This window comes from Streptomyces sp. NBC_00637 (assembly GCF_045161545.1).
In the GTDB taxonomy this organism is placed as follows: domain Bacteria; phylum Actinomycetota; class Actinomycetes; order Streptomycetales; family Streptomycetaceae; genus Streptomyces.
The window spans coordinates 340953-355342 of record NZ_CP109047.1 but is presented as its reverse complement, the minus strand read 5'-3'; the positions used below and the strand labels follow the sequence as shown (position 1 = coordinate 355342).

Sequence of the window (14390 nt, the reverse complement as noted above, 5' to 3'; positions counted from 1 at the left end):
TGTGTCCGATGCCTGGACCGTAGGGTCTGACCCCGGGGGGGGAGGGTCAAGAACGTACGCCGCATCCCCTCGGGTCGTCCGCCCAGCAGGCCGCGCTCCCGCCCGCGTCCGCAAGCTCGGCGCGGTGCGTCTTCTCGAACGTGTCGATCCGGTTGAGGGTCTGCTCGGCGGCGGCGATGCGGGCCCTCAGCCGTTCCCGGGCCGCCTCCAGTCGCTCCGCCAACGCCGGGCCGAACGGCCGGCCGGTGTGCTCCAGGTAGGTGGTGGTCAGTTCGTGGATCTCGGCGACGGTCAGCCCGAGGCCGCGTAGTTCGCCGATCCACCGCACGCACCACAGGGCATCGGCGGTGAACAGGCGGTAGTTGGCCGGGCTGCGGCCCAGCGTGTAGATCAGCCCGAGGTCGGTGTACTCGCGCAGCGTCTTGACCGTGACGCCGGTGCGTTGGGAGAGCTCACCGACGGTCATCGGCCGCGTCTGCTTCCCGTTCATGATCAGTCTCCGGTCTCTCAGCCGGCGCAGCAGGACAGCTTGGCAACGTCCGAGGTGAAGCTCTGGGCCGCGAGCTTGAGCCCTTCGGCCATCGTCAGGTACGGCGCCCAGGCGTGGGCGAGCTGATTGACGGTCATCCGGGCCGTGATCGCGTAGGTGGCTGCGGTGATGATGTCACCGGCGCCGTCGGCGAACACGTGCGCGCCGAGCAGACGCCCGGTGCGCGCGTCTGCGACGAGCTTGACCAGGCCGCGGGTGTCCCGGTTGGCCAGCGCCCGGGACACGAACTGAAGCGGCAGGGTGCGGCAATCGCAAGGGATGCCGGCCTCGGCCACCTGGGCATCGGTCATCCCGACCGACGCGATGGCCGGGCTGGTGAAGGTGACCCGCGGCAGCGCCGCATAGTCCAGGTCCCGCTGCGCCCCGTCGAAGGCGTTGTCGGCGACGAGGGTGCCGTGGGCGGCGGCGACGTACACGAACTGCGGGTGGCCGGTGACGTCCCCGGCGGCCCAGATCCGCTCGGCGGTGGTGCGCAGGTACTCGTCCACGACGATCTCGCCGCGCGGCCCGGTCTTCACGCCCACTGCGTCCAGGTTCAGCCCGGCGGTGACCGGGCGGCGGCCGGTGGCGATCAGGAGCTGCTCGGCCCGCAGGGAAAGATCCTTTCCGCCATGGCTGGTGGTAGCGGTGAGGGTGTAGCCGGTCTCGTCGCGGCGCACCCCTGTCAGGGCGGCGGACGTGTGCACGGCGATGCCCTCGTCGGCGAGGACCGCCTCGAGGGCGGCGGAGATCTCGGGCTCCTCGAACGGTGCGAGCCGCTCCAGGGCCTCGATGACCGTGACCTGGGTGCCGAGGCGGGCGAACAGCTGGGCCTGCTCCAGGCCGGCCGCGTTGCCGCCCACCACGACCATCGACTCCGGCAGGCGGTCCAGCTCCATCGCCGTGGTCGAGGTCAGGTACCCGGCCCGCTCCAGGCCGTCGGCGGGCGGCGCCCACGGGGCGGAGCCGGTGGCGATCACATAGTGGGCTGCCTCGATCCGCCGTGTCCCGCCGCCGTTCAGAGCCACCTCAAGGACCGGACCGCCGGGCTCCCCTGTGAAGGTGGCGGTGCCGTGGACGATCTCGAAGCCGTACTCGGCCGCCAGGTCGGTGTACTTCTCCGCCCGCAGCTGGGCGACCAGCGCGTCCTTGCCGCTGATTAGCGTGGGGAAGCCGACCGGGCTAGCACTCGCGGCGATACCGGGGAAGCGGTCCGCGACCTGGGCGCCATGGCGGGCCTCGGCGGCGGCCAGCAGTGCCTTGGACGGCACGCAGCCGACGTTCACGCAGGTGCCGCCGGTGGTGCCGCGCTCGACGAGCACCACACTCTTGCCCTTGGTGGTCGCGGCGATGGCGGCGGCGAACGCCGCCGACCCGGAGCCGATCACGGCCAGATCAAAACCTGTTCCCGTACCGGTCACTGCGCTGCCTCCTCGTTGCGGGACCCGGCCTCCCGGACCCCGCTTTCTATGCGGCTTGCCGAATGCCAGATTGGCACCGTACTATACGGATAGGCGAATAGCTGCATGCGGAAAGGCCCCGCCCGTGACATCCACCCCCGCCTCCGTGAACACCGGCCCCGCCGCCGACATTGAGGTCGCGTGCACCCACCTGGACACCACCGCCCGCTTCTTCCGGGCCCTGTCCGACCCCACCCGGCTCAAGCTGCTGGAGTTCATTCTGCGCGGCGAGCGCACCAGTGCCGACTGCATCGAGCACGCCGGCATCTCCCAGCCTCGCGTCTCGGTGCACCTGTCCTGCCTCGTGGACTGCGGCTACATCACCGCCCGCCGGGACGGCAAGAAGCTGCGCTACTCCGTGGGCGACCCCCGTGTCGCAGACCTCGTCGTGCTGGCCCGCTCCCTGGCCGCAGACAACGCAACAGCACTGGACTGCTGCCCGCGCATCGCCCCGGCCGACCGCGCCTGACCAGCAAAGGCAGGATCGGTCCGGCCTGCAGGGCCGCAGGATCCAGCTCGCGCGGCACGCGGCGGCTGGGGTTGCCCGTCGGCGTTCCGGGCGGGCCCTGGCCGGTCACGGCCCGCTCCGGGTCGGGACGTTCCCTCCGGGTCGGGGGACGTCGCGGAGGGTGTCGGCGGCGGCGTGGACCAGGGCAGCGGCAATGGCGACGGCGCCCCACAGGCCCCAGGCGGCCGAGGGCGCGTCGGCAGCGAGGAGCGTGGGAAGGGGAAGCAGACCGGCCATGAGGAGGACGGGGGCGGTGCGGTGCATGGCGCGGGTCAGTCCCGCAGCATCGCGCCGGTGACCTGCAGCGCGCGCAGGTGTGGAAGGCCACCAGCAGCGCGGCGTCACGCCGCTGTACAGACAGGTCTTCGGTTGCCGCGCCAGGCGGGTTCAGTGTTCCGAGGAGAAGGCCGGCGGGCGTGCGCAGAGCGACGCTGCTTCTTCGGGCCCGTACGGCGGAAGAAGCAGCGGCCGAAGGTGACGCCACGACTGCCTGGCGTGGAGCGTGCTGCCTGTTTCGTCGTCCGCCGACGCGCGCGGCCCGCCGTCATCTCCTCCGCAGTCTTCGACCAGCAGCGTGCGGCTGTCTTGCCAGCCGCACGCCCCGTACCGAAGACCATCCGATGACGGCGGGCCCGTATGCGTGAAGGTTCCGGGTGGGCTGTGGTCACTTCTACTCGGTGGCGGAGGCGCTGCGGAAGCCGCGCAGGCGCAGGCTGTTGGAAACCACGAACACGCTGGACAGCGCCATGGCCGCACCGGCGATCATGGGGTTGAGCAGGCCGAAGGCGGCCAGCGGGAGGGCGGCGATGTTGTAGGCGAAAGCCCAGAACAGGTTGCCCTTGATCGTGCGCAGGGTGCGGCGGGCCAGGCGGATGGCGTCGACGGCGGCGCGCAGGTCTCCTCGTACGAGGGTGAGGTCGCTGGCTTCGATGGCGGCGTCGGTGCCGGTGCCCATGGCAAGTCCCAGATCGGCCTGGGCGAGCGCGGCGGCGTCGTTGACGCCGTCGCCGACCATGGCGACGACGCGGCCCTCGCGCTGGAGGCGGGTGATGACGTCGACCTTGTCCTTGGGCAGGACTTCGGCGATGACCTCGTCGATGCCGACCTCGGCGGCCACGGCGCGGGCGGCGGTCTCGTTGTCGCCGGTCAGCAGCACCGGTCGCAGCCCGAGGTCGCGCAGGCCCCGGATGGCCTCGGCGGAGGTGGGCTTGATGGTGTCGGCGACGACCAGGACAGCGCGGGCCTCGCCGTCCCAGGCCACCGCGACGGCGGTGCGGCCCTGCGCCTCGGCGGCCTTCTGCGCGGCCACGAGGTCCTGGGGGAGGTCGGCGCCGGACTGTGCCAGCAGCTTGGGGCGGCCCACCAGCACCTTGCGGCCCTCGACGGTGCCCTGGACCCCGAGTCCCTCGAGGTTGAGGAAGTCCTCGACCGGCGGTAGGTCACCTACCCGGTCCTCGGCTCCGAAAGCGATGGCCTTGGCGATGGGGTGCTCGGAGGCGTACTCCAGGGCGCCGGCCAGCCGCAGTACCTCGTCCTCGTCGACGCTGTCGGTGGTGTGGACGGCGGTCAGGCTCATCTTGCCGGTGGTGACGGTGCCGGTTTTGTCGAGGACGACGGTGTCGATGCGGCGGGTGGATTCCAGTACCTCGGGCCCCTTGATGAGGATGCCGAGCTGGGCGCCGCGGCCGGTGCCGACGAGCAGCGCGGTGGGGGTGGCCAGGCCGAGCCCGCAGGGGCAGGCGATGATCAGTACGGCCACCGCGGTGCTGAACGCGACCGCCGCGCCCGCGCCGCCGCCTCCCCAGAAGGCCAGCGTGCCGACGGCCAGCGCGATCACGATCGGCACGAAGACGGCGGAGACGCGGTCGGCCAGGCGCTGGATCTCGGCCTTGCCGGTCTGGGCGTCCTCCACCAGCCTGGCCATCTGTGCGAGCTGGGTGTCCGCGCCGACGCGGGTGGCGCGGACGACGAGCCGGCCGCCGGCGTTGACGGTGGCGCCGACCACCGGGTCGCCGGGAGCGACCTCCACGGGGACGGACTCGCCGGTGAGCATCGAGGCGTCCACCGCGGAGGTGCCCTCCTCGACGACGCCGTCGGTGGCGATCTTCTCGCCGGGGCGGACGACGAACCTCTCGCCCACGCCCAGCTGTTCGACGGGGATGCGCTCCTCGCGGCCGTCGCGCAGCACCGCGACGTCCTTGGCGCCCATCTGCAGCAGGGAGCGCAGCGCGGCTCCGGCGCGGCGCTTGGAGCGGGCCTCGAAGAAGCGGCCCGCGAGGATCGCCGCGGTCAGGGCGGTGGCGACTTCCAGGTAGATGTTGCTGCCGGCCATGGAGCGGTCGACGCTGAGGGAGAAGCTGTGGGTCAGGCCCGGGGTGGCCGCGCCGCCGAAGAACAGCGCGTACAGCGACCACAGGAACGCCGAGACGACGCCGAGCGAGATCATCGTGTCCATGGTGGCGGCGGCGTGCCGGGCGTTGGCCCAGGCCGCCTTGTGGAACGGGGCCGCGCCCCACACCACCACCGGTCCGGCCAGGGCCAGGGAGGCCCACTGCCAGTTGGCGAACTGCAGCGGCGGCACCATCGCCATGGCGATCACCGGGACCGTCAGGACGATCGAGACCAGCATCCGCTGCCGCAGTGAGCGGGTGTGCTCGTCGTACTCCTCCTCGCCCGTGCCGCTCTCGTCACCGAGCTCACCGGCGGGCCCGGCCGCGGGTGCGGTGTTCTTCGGCTTCGGTGGTGTGGCCGTGTAGCCGGTGTCCTCGACCACCTTGACCAGGTCCGCGAGGGGCAGCTGGGCCGGGTAGGCGACCTTCGCCTTCTCGGTGGCGAAGTTGACGGTGGCGCTCACCCCGTCGAGCTTGTTCAGCTTGCGCTCGATCCGCGCGGCACACGAGCCGCAGGTCATCCCGCCGATCGACAGTTCGATCTGCTGGGCGGCCGGTATCGGGAGAGTCTCATCCAGCGCGGTCGGGCTCATCGATGTCCTCCTCCTTCTCGTCTCATCGGTGTGGTCCTTCCTAGTGGTGGGGCGTGGATCCTGGGGCGGGTTGCGGGTGCCCGGCACATGCCGGGCACCGGACCTCCCGCAGCCGTCAACGTGTATCCCTTCCGTCAGGGCATCGGCTCGGCCTGCATGTCGCTGCCCGGTGCCGCGGGTGTGGACCCGGCGGTAGCGCCGGGGACGGGCGTGGTGGGCTGAGCCGCGGAATCGGAACCGGTCTGCTTCCACTGCCCGGGAATCCACCGCGGCGGCATCCAGTGCCCGGGCCGCCACTGATCGCCGACCCATTGGCCCGGCATCCAGGTGCTGGGCATCCAGTGTCCGGGAACCCATTGCGGCTGCTGCGGCTGCGACTGCTGGGGAGTCTGCGGCTGCTGCGGTGGCTGTTCCGGCGACTGCTGCGCGGGCGCACCGCCAGGCTGCTGCTGCGACGGCGCCTCACTGCTCGGCGCCGGCGTGGGTGTACTGGAGGCGGCCCCCGCACTCTCGCCGTCGGAGCGCATGCCGTCATGCGCAGCGGTGGCCTGCTGCGCGGAGGCGGATTCCTCGAACGGCCCGGCCGTGCTGCCGAGCGCCCAGGCCAGCGCGAAGACGACCGTGAGCGCCAGGCCGTAGGCGGAGATCTTGGCGGCCGTGCTCATGCCGTCCAGGGGGTTGGCAACCGCCATCAGGAGGCGACCAGCTCGTAGCCGGCCTCCGTCACGGCCGCCGCCATGTCCGCCGCCGCCAGGGGGCCGTCGCTGAACACGGTGACACGGCCGGCGTCGACATCGACATCGACCTTCTGCACGCCGGCGATGCCGCTGATCTCCTTGGTGACCGAATCGGCGCAGTGGCTGCAGGTCATGCCGGTGACCGTGTAGGTGGACTCGCTCATCGTGTTGCTCCGCGATCTCTCGATGTGGCCACGCTCACCAGTGATTCGGTGATCGTGGGGTGCCGGAACACCTCAGTGCACGCTAGCCTCACCGTTCCAGTGCACTGGAAGTTCAAGAGGGGAAGCGAATGAAGATCGGCGAAGTGGCCAAGCTCACAGGGACGAACACCAAGACCATCCGCTTCTACGAGGACGCGGGCGTCCTGCCGCCGCCGGCACGCACCCCCAGCGGGCATCGCGAGTACGGCCCGGAGACCGCGGACCGGCTGCAGTTCGTCCGCCGCTGCCAGGCCGCCGGCCTGTCCCTGCGGGAAGTGCGTCAGATCCTGACGGTGCGCGACGGAGGGGAGGCCCCCTGCGGCCACGTCCGGCGCATGCTGGGCGAACGACTGGACCAGGTGCGGGCCCAGATCACCGAACTCGTCACCCTCGAAGCCCACCTGGAGACACTGATCAACCACGCCGAAGGGGGCGGGCCGGCCGACAGCGACGCCGACCACGACACCGCCAGCGTCTGCTGGATCCTGGAGACCGAGCCCGCCGGGGCGTAGGCGTTCACGTGGAGGTCCCGCCCCGCCCCGCGCCCGCCGGTGTGTGCCGACCGGCATCGGTTCAAGGCCCGGCGCGCAAGAGCGAGCGGCGTGCCGATGAGGATGTTCGGCGCATGCCGCCCTTGCGGGCGCGGGGTCTCGTGGTCCTTGCCGCCGGCCCGGGCGTACTTGATGAACATCGCAGTCCGGACCCCTCCCGCGCACGCCGCTCCGGCGTGGACGGCACGCGGCTCTTGTCCGCCTGCCCGCACGAGCACCTGGCAGGGCTGCAGGAGGCCGGTACTGCCAGCGCCCGGGCTTCCCTGCCTGTGACCGCGTGACGCACCCGGCGCAAGATCTCGTCGACTGGGGAATTTCTGTCGCGGGTCAGAGGGGCTCGCGTCGCTCCGGAGTATCCAGGGTGACCTGTCACATATACATTCATTGGCCCGCTATGGGTAACTTGATGAGCTTTCCCTGCGCGCCGTTGTGTCATCGGGTGCGCCGTCCTGCCGTCCGATCCCAGGGAGACCCATGCGCCGCCGAATACCCTCCGTTCCGCCCCTCGCCCTGGCGGGCGGTGCGCTGACCGTCGGTATCGGCGGCCTGTATCTCGCCGGGCTGCTGCTCACGAGCGGTGAGATCGACGCGGGCACGACGGTGCGTGGTGTGGACGTCGGGGGCCTGAGCCGTGCCGAGGCCATACAGAAGCTGGACAAGCACCTGTCGGCGCCCGGCTCGCAGGAGCTGGCCGTGAAGGTCGGCGGCCGCAGCGGCACGGTCGATCCGCGGCAGGCCGGACTCAGCTTCGACACTCGGCAGATCGCCGACCGGGCAACGCGCGCCGGCGCCGATCCGTTCACCGTGATCGGCGGACTCTTCCGCTCGGGCGGTGAACTCGAGCCGGTCGTACGCGTCGACGAGGGCAAGGCCCGCGCCGCTCTGGAGAAGCTGGCGAAGACACTCGATCAGAAGGTCCGCGACGGCGCTGTGACGTTCGACAAGGGCAAGGTCAAGGAAGTCACCCCGCGCAGCGGGTACGCCCTGGACGTGGACGCCGCGGTCGGTACCCTGCGAACCGCATTCCTCAGCGGCAAGGCCGACTCGGCCACTGCCCTGCCCGCCCGCGAGACCAGGCCGAAGGTCACCGCCGAGGAGACGCGGCGGGCGGTGCGCGAGTTCGCGAGCCCGGCCATGTCGGCACCCGTCACGCTCACCACTGGCGGCAAGCGGCTGACGATCAGCCAGACCGTCTTGGGCGAGCACCTGAAGATGCGGCCGGACGGCGCCGGTGAGCTGACGCCGAAGCTCGACGCCAAGGGCCTGCTCGACGCCCCCGCGGTTGCCGGCCCTTTGGCCGGCATCACCGTCAAGGCCCAGGACGCCAAGCTGCGGCTCGACGGCGACAAGGTCGTGGTGGACGCCGACGGCAAGCCCGGCCAGGAGGTCACGGACAAGGCGCTGGGCAAGGCCGTCCTGCCGCTGCTCACGAAGTCGGGCACCGCCCGCACCGGCGAAGTGGCCCCGAAGAAGACCCAGCCGACGGTGACCCGCCAGAACGCCGCGCAGCTGGGGCTGAAGGAGAAGATGTCCTCCTTCACCGTCAACTTCGAGCCGGCCGCGTACCGCACGAAGAACATCGGCCGGGCGGCGGAACTCATCAACGGCTCTGTCGTCCTGCCGAACCAGACCTGGAGCCTCAACCGGACCGTCGGCGAGCGCACCAAGGCCAACGGCTTCGTCGAGGGCATCATCATCCTCAACGATCAGTTCGCCAGGGCGTCCGGCGGCGGTGTCTCCACCGTGGCCACCACCGTCTACAACGCGGCGTACTTCGCCGGGCTGAAGCTTGTGGAACACGGCGCCCACTCCTTCTACATCGAGCGTTACCCGGAGGGCCGTGAGGCGACGGTCGCCTGGGGCAGCCTGGACCTGAGGTTCAACAACGACTCCGGCCACGCCGTCTACATCCAGGCCCAGGCCACCGACACCTCCGTGACCGTCACCTTCCTCGGCACGAAGAAGTACGGCGACGTGAAGTCGGTCAAGGGGCCGCGCACCCATGTGAAGCAGCCGGTCGACAGGGTAAGCACCGCGAAGGGCTGCGAGCCGCAGACCCCGCTGGAGGGCTTCGACGTCACCGTGCAGCGGGTCTTCTACAACGACGGCCGGGAAGTGAAGCGGGAACCGTACCGCACGCACTACGTCCCGCGCGACGAGGTGACCTGCGGCTGACCCCGCGAATCCGGCAGGGCGGCCCGGCCTGAAACCCGGCCGTCTGCGCCGCCCGGCCACGGCTTGGCCCGGCTCCGGGCGTGTGATGCGTCCGTCCCCCGAGCCCCCGGTTTGCACCGCGGCTCCGCTGCGGCCCCGCTCCCCGCTCCCCGCTGTCCGCGTCCCGGGCGCAGGAGGCCTTCTCCGCTCCAGGCGGCGGTCCGCGCCCGAAGACCGGGATGCCGAGCAATCAGCCCGACACCAGGGCGGCCAGGGCGGTGACCGCGGCGGCGGCAAGCCCGACCGCAGCCGGGCGGCGCCCCAGGCGCCTGCCACCGGGACTCAGGTGCACGGCCGCCTTCAGGCTCACCCACGCGGCCTGGGCCAGCACCCCGGCGGCGAGTGCGACCAGCGCGGTCTCGGCCGCGGCGGGGAGCAGGCCGACCGCGGCCGCTCCGGCGACCGGGCCCAGGCACATCGCGGACAGCCAGACGATCAGGTGCCGCCGCGGCTGGGCGTGGAGCAGCGCGCCGACCGCGAGTCCTTCGGCCAGCGCATGCACCGCCAGGGCGCCGGCAACGGTGAGCGTGCTGGTCAGCGCCAGCGCCGAACCCTCCAGGAAACGGTGGACAGTCAGCGCGGCCGCAGTGCCCAGGCCGCCCGCCTTCTCCGGGTCGCACGGGCAGCCCTTGCGCGCCACCAGCCCGGCCAGGGCGAAAGAGGCAAGAGCGATGGTGGGCACGGCCCACCGGGGGATTCCGGCGGCGGGGGCGTCAGACCACGCGTCGGGCAGCAGATGCACGCCCGAGATCACCAGCAGCGCCCCGGCCGCGGCGGCCAGCCACGCCGCCTGCTGCCCGGAACGACGCCGGGACAGCCACGCCCCGGCCAGCGTGGCGGCCGTCACCAGCACGACCCCGGCGATGACGGACCCGTGCGCGGAGGAGGCATGGGCCAAAACCGCCGTACTGTCCACTACACCCATAGCTACTCCCCTCCACCGCACTGACCGGGCCCGGCCGCCCGCCGGCAGCGCGGTTCCACACGGCGGGTCCAGCGCCGCGCACCCTCAGGCGTCCCGTCCCAGGCTCCCCGGCACCACACCCGAATACTCCTAACCCCTTTAGGGCATTGGAGTGCGCCCCCTTCCTCCCGCACGGCCGGTGAACCGCTCTGCGCCCGCGCACGCCCCTTCGCGCACCCTGCCCAGCAGAGGACGCGCCTGATGTCCGGACGCTCTGCGGCCGCCGCTCGAACACTCACCCGTGGGCGCATGCGCCGCAATCGCCCTGCTGGGAGCGGGGTTCGATCCGCGGTGCCCTGCGAATCGACCCGCTTCTCTCCAGAGCCTCAGGGACCGCGCCGGGGTTGGCCTGCTCCGAAAAGGTGCCCCGACCGGCGGCGGGGCCGCCCGGGCTCCCAGGTGTGGCGACCGACGACGTGGTCTCCTGCTGCGGCAGGGCGGACGACTGGCGTAGTCGCAGCGCCGCGTCGAGAAGCTGCTCGGACCGGCTTGCGGGGATGCCCGTGACCGTGCCGTCGAGAGGAGGACGGTGACCAGCGACTTCGGTCCTCCCAAGCATCCCGAGGGCGACTGCGTACGGTCTAAAGGTCCAGGGTGAGGCGTGAACTGCGGGCTCGTGAGACACACGGGTAGATCACATCGGTGCGTCCGCGTTCGCTGGGGGCCAGCACCTCGTCACGGTGGTCCGGGGTGCCGGCGAGGACGGTCACCTTGCAGGTGCCGCAGAAGCCCTCCCCGCAGGAGGAGGCGGCGTCGGGGACGGCGTCGCGGATGACGTCCAGGAGGCTGCGGTCGGCGGGGACGGGGAGCACCTGGCGGCTGCGGGCCAGTTCGACCTCGAACTCCGGCGCGGCTGCCTGGGAGGTCGGTGCGGCCGTGGTGGTTTTGGCCGGTCCGAAACGCTCGATGTGCAGGTTCAGGTGGGGAAAGTCCGCCGCCATGATCTTCTCCAGGGCGGCGATGAGCGGTTCGGGGCCGCAGCTGTAGACGGCGGTCCCGGGCCGGGCGTCGGCCAGGACGGCGTCCAGGTCGGGCAGGCCGTCGGTGTCCTCGGGCACCAGCCGGACGCGGTCGCCGCCCAGGGCGGGCAGGTCCTCGGTGAAGGCCATGGACGTGCGGGACCGGCCGCCGTAGATCAGCCGCCACTCCAGGCCGGCCGCGTCCACGCGGCGGATCATGGGGAGCAGGGGGGTGATGCCGATGCCGCCGGCGATGAAGAGGTAGCGGTCGGTCAGGACGAGGGGGAACCTGTTGCGGGGGCCCCTGACGGCGATCTTCTGCCCGGCCCGCAACTGGTGGACCTCCGCCGACCCGCCGCGCCCGGCAGGAACCTTCAGCACGCCGACGCGGTAGATGTCTCGGTCGGCCGGATCGCCGCACAGCGAGTACTGACGGACGGTGCCCGAGGGCAGGACCAGGTCGATGTGCGCGCCCGGCTCCCAGGCGGGCAGCCGGCCGCCGTCGTCGGCGGCGAGCCGCACGGCGAGAACGCCGTCGGCAGCGTGGCGCAGCTCCTTCACGAGGACCGGCCGGTCCCGCAGCGTGTCACGGGTGAGTGGCGGCGGGGTCGGACCCACCTCACCGCCCTCGGATTCGGACGTGGATCGAGTCGCGGCATTGCTCGAAGCAGACGGTTCCCGCCACGTGAGGAACCGGTAGGTGGCCAGGAACAGGAACGCCCCGCCGAACGCCAGGCCCGTCAGCTGCACGGCCGGGTTGGTCGCCTCGGTTCCGGCGGTGAAGGCGTGCACGGTCGTCAGGACGAAAAGAGCGAAGGTGGCGTAGTGCACCCACCGCCACACGGAGTGGGGCAGGTGGCGCCTGGCCAGCGACGTCACCACGATGGCGGCCATCACGTACATGGCGACCACGCCCCAGGCCACCGCGCCCGGGCGGTACGGCGAGACCATGGGCACCAGCAGTTCCGGGAGCCCGAAGTCCATGAACTCATCGGCCAGCAGGGCGACCAGGTGGACGAGGACGAAGGCCGCCGACATCCCGGACAGGAACCGGTGCAGGTCCAGCAGCCGGGCCGGGACCGGGCGGCGGGGGCCGAGGATCCGGCTGGAGAGCAGCAGTCCCCACACCACGGTGAGGGACAGCAGCCACCAGGCCATCAGCCCGCTGGCGCGGGCGATGTACCACCAGATTTTGGGGTCCAAGATTCGTACCTTTCCCATGGGCCGGCCCGGTGTACCGTGCCGTCGCCCGTGACGAGCACTCCCGCGACGCCGTGGGAGCGCAGTAGTTCGCTCCCGGCCGGCAGGCCGGCGATCAGCGCGGCCTTGGCGAGGACCTCGGCCCAGTGCGCCTGTGCGGCCACCACGGTGACCGCGGCCACGGAGGACGCCGAGGGGCGGCCGGTGCTCGGATCGATCAGATGGTGCAACTCCCGGCCGCTCCGCTGCCAGCGGCGCCGCAGCCGGGTGGAGCTGGCGACCGCCCCATGTGAAAGGGCGACCCAGGACAGGTCCTCGTCGGGGTGGAGGTGGTCGTCCACGGCCACCACCCAGCCCCCGGGCCCGGGTGCCCGACCGGCCACCCGCACGTCTCCGCCGAGGTTGACGCACGCACCCTCCGCGCCCCAGCCCAGCAGTTCGTCGGCGACCAGGTCGGCCGCGTATCCCTTGCCGATGCCGCCCAGGTCCAGGCGCACACCGGGCGGCAGGCGCACCCGGTCGTGGTCGATCTCGATACCTGCGCACCCGGGAGCCGGAACCGCGTCCACGTCCGCACCCGGCCGGGCGTCATCTGTCAGGGTCTCGAAACTGCGGTCGTAGCCGGCTGCTTCCAGCGCGGAAAGGACGGTCGGGTCGTACAGGCCGCCTGTCGTCCCCCACGCCTGGACGGCCCGGCCGATCAGCGCCACCGTGGGCACGGAGAGCCGGACCCATCGGCCGGGCGAGGAGTTCAGCAGGCTCACCTCGCTGTCGGGGCGGAACCGCGACCAGCACGACTCCAGCTCTGCCAGCAGCTTCTGGGCGCGCTCCAGCAGGTCGGGCGCGCCGGACACCACGATCAGGTGGCCGGCGCTGCCCATCACCGGGAAACGCGCCTCACGCGCCTCAGCTGCCACCGCTGCGCGTCATGGGTTGCTGGGGCATGGCCTGCGTCGTCGTACCCGACGCGGCCGCGCCCGGCGCAGGTGCGGCGGAGGCCGTCGCGGACTTGCCCTCGCCGGGGCAGCCTGAGTCGGTGCTGCGGGTCACCGGGGTCGCCGCGGATGCGGACGCGCTGGGCGTCGGCTGTGCCGCGGCGGCCGCGGGCTGAGCCGTCCCTCCGGCACCCACGACCAGACCGGTGGTCAGCAGGATGGCACCCGCCAAGGCAGCCCCGCCCACCGCGACGCGTACGGCGGTCCTGGTGTCCTGTTCCCTGTCCTGGGCCGACACGGGCGGCTCAGCTGCCATTGCCGCTGTTCATCCCCATGCTGTCGGTGCTGTTGCTCTGGGTGTCCGAGCTGCTCTTGCTGTCCTTGCCGTCGCTGGAGGACTGGTCCTTCCACCAGGTCGGCGGGGTGGTCCACCACTCCGGCGGCGTCGTGTACCAGTTGGGCGTCTGGCCGTTGGTGCCCGAGTTCATGCCGCTGCCCATGTTCATGCCGTCCATGCCCATGCCGGACTGGCCGTTCATGTTCGTGCCGCCGCTCATGTTCATGCCGTCCATGCCCATACCGGACTGGCCGCTCATGCCCATGCCGCCGCTCATGTTCATGCCGTCCATGCCCATACCGGACTGGCCGCTCATGCCCATGCCGCCGCCCATGTCCATGCCGTCCATGCCCATGCCGCTGCTGCCGCCGGACTGGCCGTTCATGTTCATGCCGCCGCCCATGTTCATGCCGGACTGGCCGTTGCCGGACGTCTGACCGTTCGTCCCGTTCGGCTGCGCCGGCTGGGTGGGCGAGGCGGACGCCGACGGCGATGTGCTCGGCGTCGGGGAGGCGGTGTCCGGACCGCCTCCGGCGGATGCCGTCGTGGCCACGGCCACGGAGATGCCGAGTGCGGCGACAGCGCCGGCGACGGCGAGGGCAGTGCGTTGCTTCACGTTTTCTCCACCTTCATGACAGCCCGTTGAGGGCTTTGTACGGTGTGCGGGGGCGCGAGTGCCCGGTGCGGGCATGCGGCCGATCGTCGGCGCGCCCTTCGGTCGGGTTACTGCGGGACGAGGCGTCGGGCCCTTGCGGGCCCGCTCACGCCTGTGGCTGCGGGGAGGCCAAAGGCCATGCGGCCCCCTGCGCA

The 14390-nt window shown here is 71.8% G+C and carries 14 protein-coding genes; 3 read left to right on the top strand and 11 right to left on the bottom strand.

Translation table 11 applies throughout. From position 1 onward, the window contains the following. Window positions 1–46: 46 nt before the first annotated feature. Together OG440_RS39610 and merA are read right to left on the bottom strand one after the other, a co-directional pair. Window positions 47–490, bottom strand: a complete 444-nt coding sequence (locus OG440_RS39610) for a MerR family transcriptional regulator (protein WP_331753225.1) — start codon at window positions 488–490, stop codon at window positions 47–49. Between the two features lie 17 nt (window positions 491–507). Further along, window positions 508–1950, bottom strand: a complete 1443-nt coding sequence (gene merA, locus OG440_RS39605) for a mercury(II) reductase (RefSeq protein WP_331753223.1) — start codon at window positions 1948–1950, stop codon at window positions 508–510. A 124-nt stretch (window positions 1951–2074) separates the two neighbouring features. On the opposite strand from merA, the gene OG440_RS39600 reads away from it, so the two are divergent. Continuing rightward, window positions 2075–2458: a metalloregulator ArsR/SmtB family transcription factor gene (locus OG440_RS39600; protein WP_331753221.1), complete on the top strand. Its 384-nt coding sequence runs from the start codon at window positions 2075–2077 to the stop codon at window positions 2456–2458. A gap of 105 nt (window positions 2459–2563) precedes the next feature. On the opposite strand, the gene OG440_RS39595 is transcribed toward OG440_RS39600, so the two are convergent. The 4 genes from OG440_RS39595 to OG440_RS39580 all read right to left on the bottom strand — a co-directional run bounded on the left by OG440_RS39595 (window position 2564) and on the right by OG440_RS39580 (window position 6381). Then, entirely contained in the window at window positions 2564–2761 is a 198-nt protein-coding gene (locus OG440_RS39595; RefSeq protein WP_331753219.1) for a hypothetical protein, read from the bottom strand. 406 nt (window positions 2762–3167) lie between these two features. After that, a complete protein-coding gene (locus OG440_RS39590) occupies window positions 3168–5480 on the bottom strand; it encodes a heavy metal translocating P-type ATPase (RefSeq protein WP_331753216.1) in 2313 nt (770 codons plus the stop codon). Window positions 5481–5614: 134 nt separating this feature from the next. Further along, window positions 5615–6172, bottom strand: a complete 558-nt coding sequence (locus OG440_RS39585) for a hypothetical protein (protein WP_331753214.1) — start codon at window positions 6170–6172, stop codon at window positions 5615–5617. Beyond that, on the bottom strand, window positions 6172–6381 hold the full coding sequence (locus OG440_RS39580) for a heavy-metal-associated domain-containing protein (protein WP_331753212.1): 210 nt from the start codon (window positions 6379–6381) through the stop codon (window positions 6172–6174). The genes OG440_RS39585 and OG440_RS39580 overlap by 1 nt, the downstream gene beginning before the upstream one ends. A gap of 128 nt (window positions 6382–6509) precedes the next feature. Between OG440_RS39580 and OG440_RS39575 the strand changes: the two genes are divergently transcribed. Both OG440_RS39575 and OG440_RS39570 read left to right on the top strand, forming a co-directional pair. Then, window positions 6510–6932, top strand: coding sequence for a heavy metal-responsive transcriptional regulator (locus OG440_RS39575; RefSeq protein ID WP_331753210.1), 423 nt, complete (start codon window positions 6510–6512; stop codon window positions 6930–6932). 513 nt (window positions 6933–7445) lie between these two features. Then, the gene (locus tag OG440_RS39570; protein WP_331753208.1) at window positions 7446–9146 is read left to right on the top strand and encodes a VanW family protein; all 1701 of its coding nucleotides are present in this window, start codon (window positions 7446–7448) and stop codon (window positions 9144–9146) included. A 229-nt stretch (window positions 9147–9375) separates the two neighbouring features. On the opposite strand, the gene OG440_RS39565 is transcribed toward OG440_RS39570, so the two are convergent. The 5 genes from OG440_RS39565 to OG440_RS39545 form a co-directional block, all read right to left on the bottom strand. Next, window positions 9376–10110 (bottom strand): hypothetical protein, encoded by a 735-nt coding sequence (locus tag OG440_RS39565; protein WP_406011625.1) that lies wholly within the window; start codon window positions 10108–10110, stop codon window positions 9376–9378. A 620-nt stretch (window positions 10111–10730) separates the two neighbouring features. Continuing rightward, window positions 10731–12311: a 2Fe-2S iron-sulfur cluster-binding protein gene (locus OG440_RS39560; RefSeq protein ID WP_331753204.1), complete on the bottom strand. Its 1581-nt coding sequence runs from the start codon at window positions 12309–12311 to the stop codon at window positions 10731–10733. Then, entirely contained in the window at window positions 12266–13225 is a 960-nt protein-coding gene (locus OG440_RS39555) for an FAD:protein FMN transferase (protein ID WP_406011624.1), read from the bottom strand. The genes OG440_RS39560 and OG440_RS39555 overlap by 46 nt, the downstream gene beginning before the upstream one ends. Beyond that, window positions 13215–13559: a hypothetical protein gene (locus OG440_RS39550; RefSeq protein ID WP_406011623.1), complete on the bottom strand. Its 345-nt coding sequence runs from the start codon at window positions 13557–13559 to the stop codon at window positions 13215–13217. The genes OG440_RS39555 and OG440_RS39550 overlap by 11 nt, the downstream gene beginning before the upstream one ends. Next, complete coding sequence (locus tag OG440_RS39545; RefSeq protein WP_331753202.1) at window positions 13549–14196, bottom strand: hypothetical protein; 648 nt, start codon at window positions 14194–14196, stop codon at window positions 13549–13551. Before OG440_RS39545 ends, OG440_RS39550 begins: the two co-directional genes overlap by 11 nt. Window positions 14197–14390 lie beyond the last annotated feature (194 nt).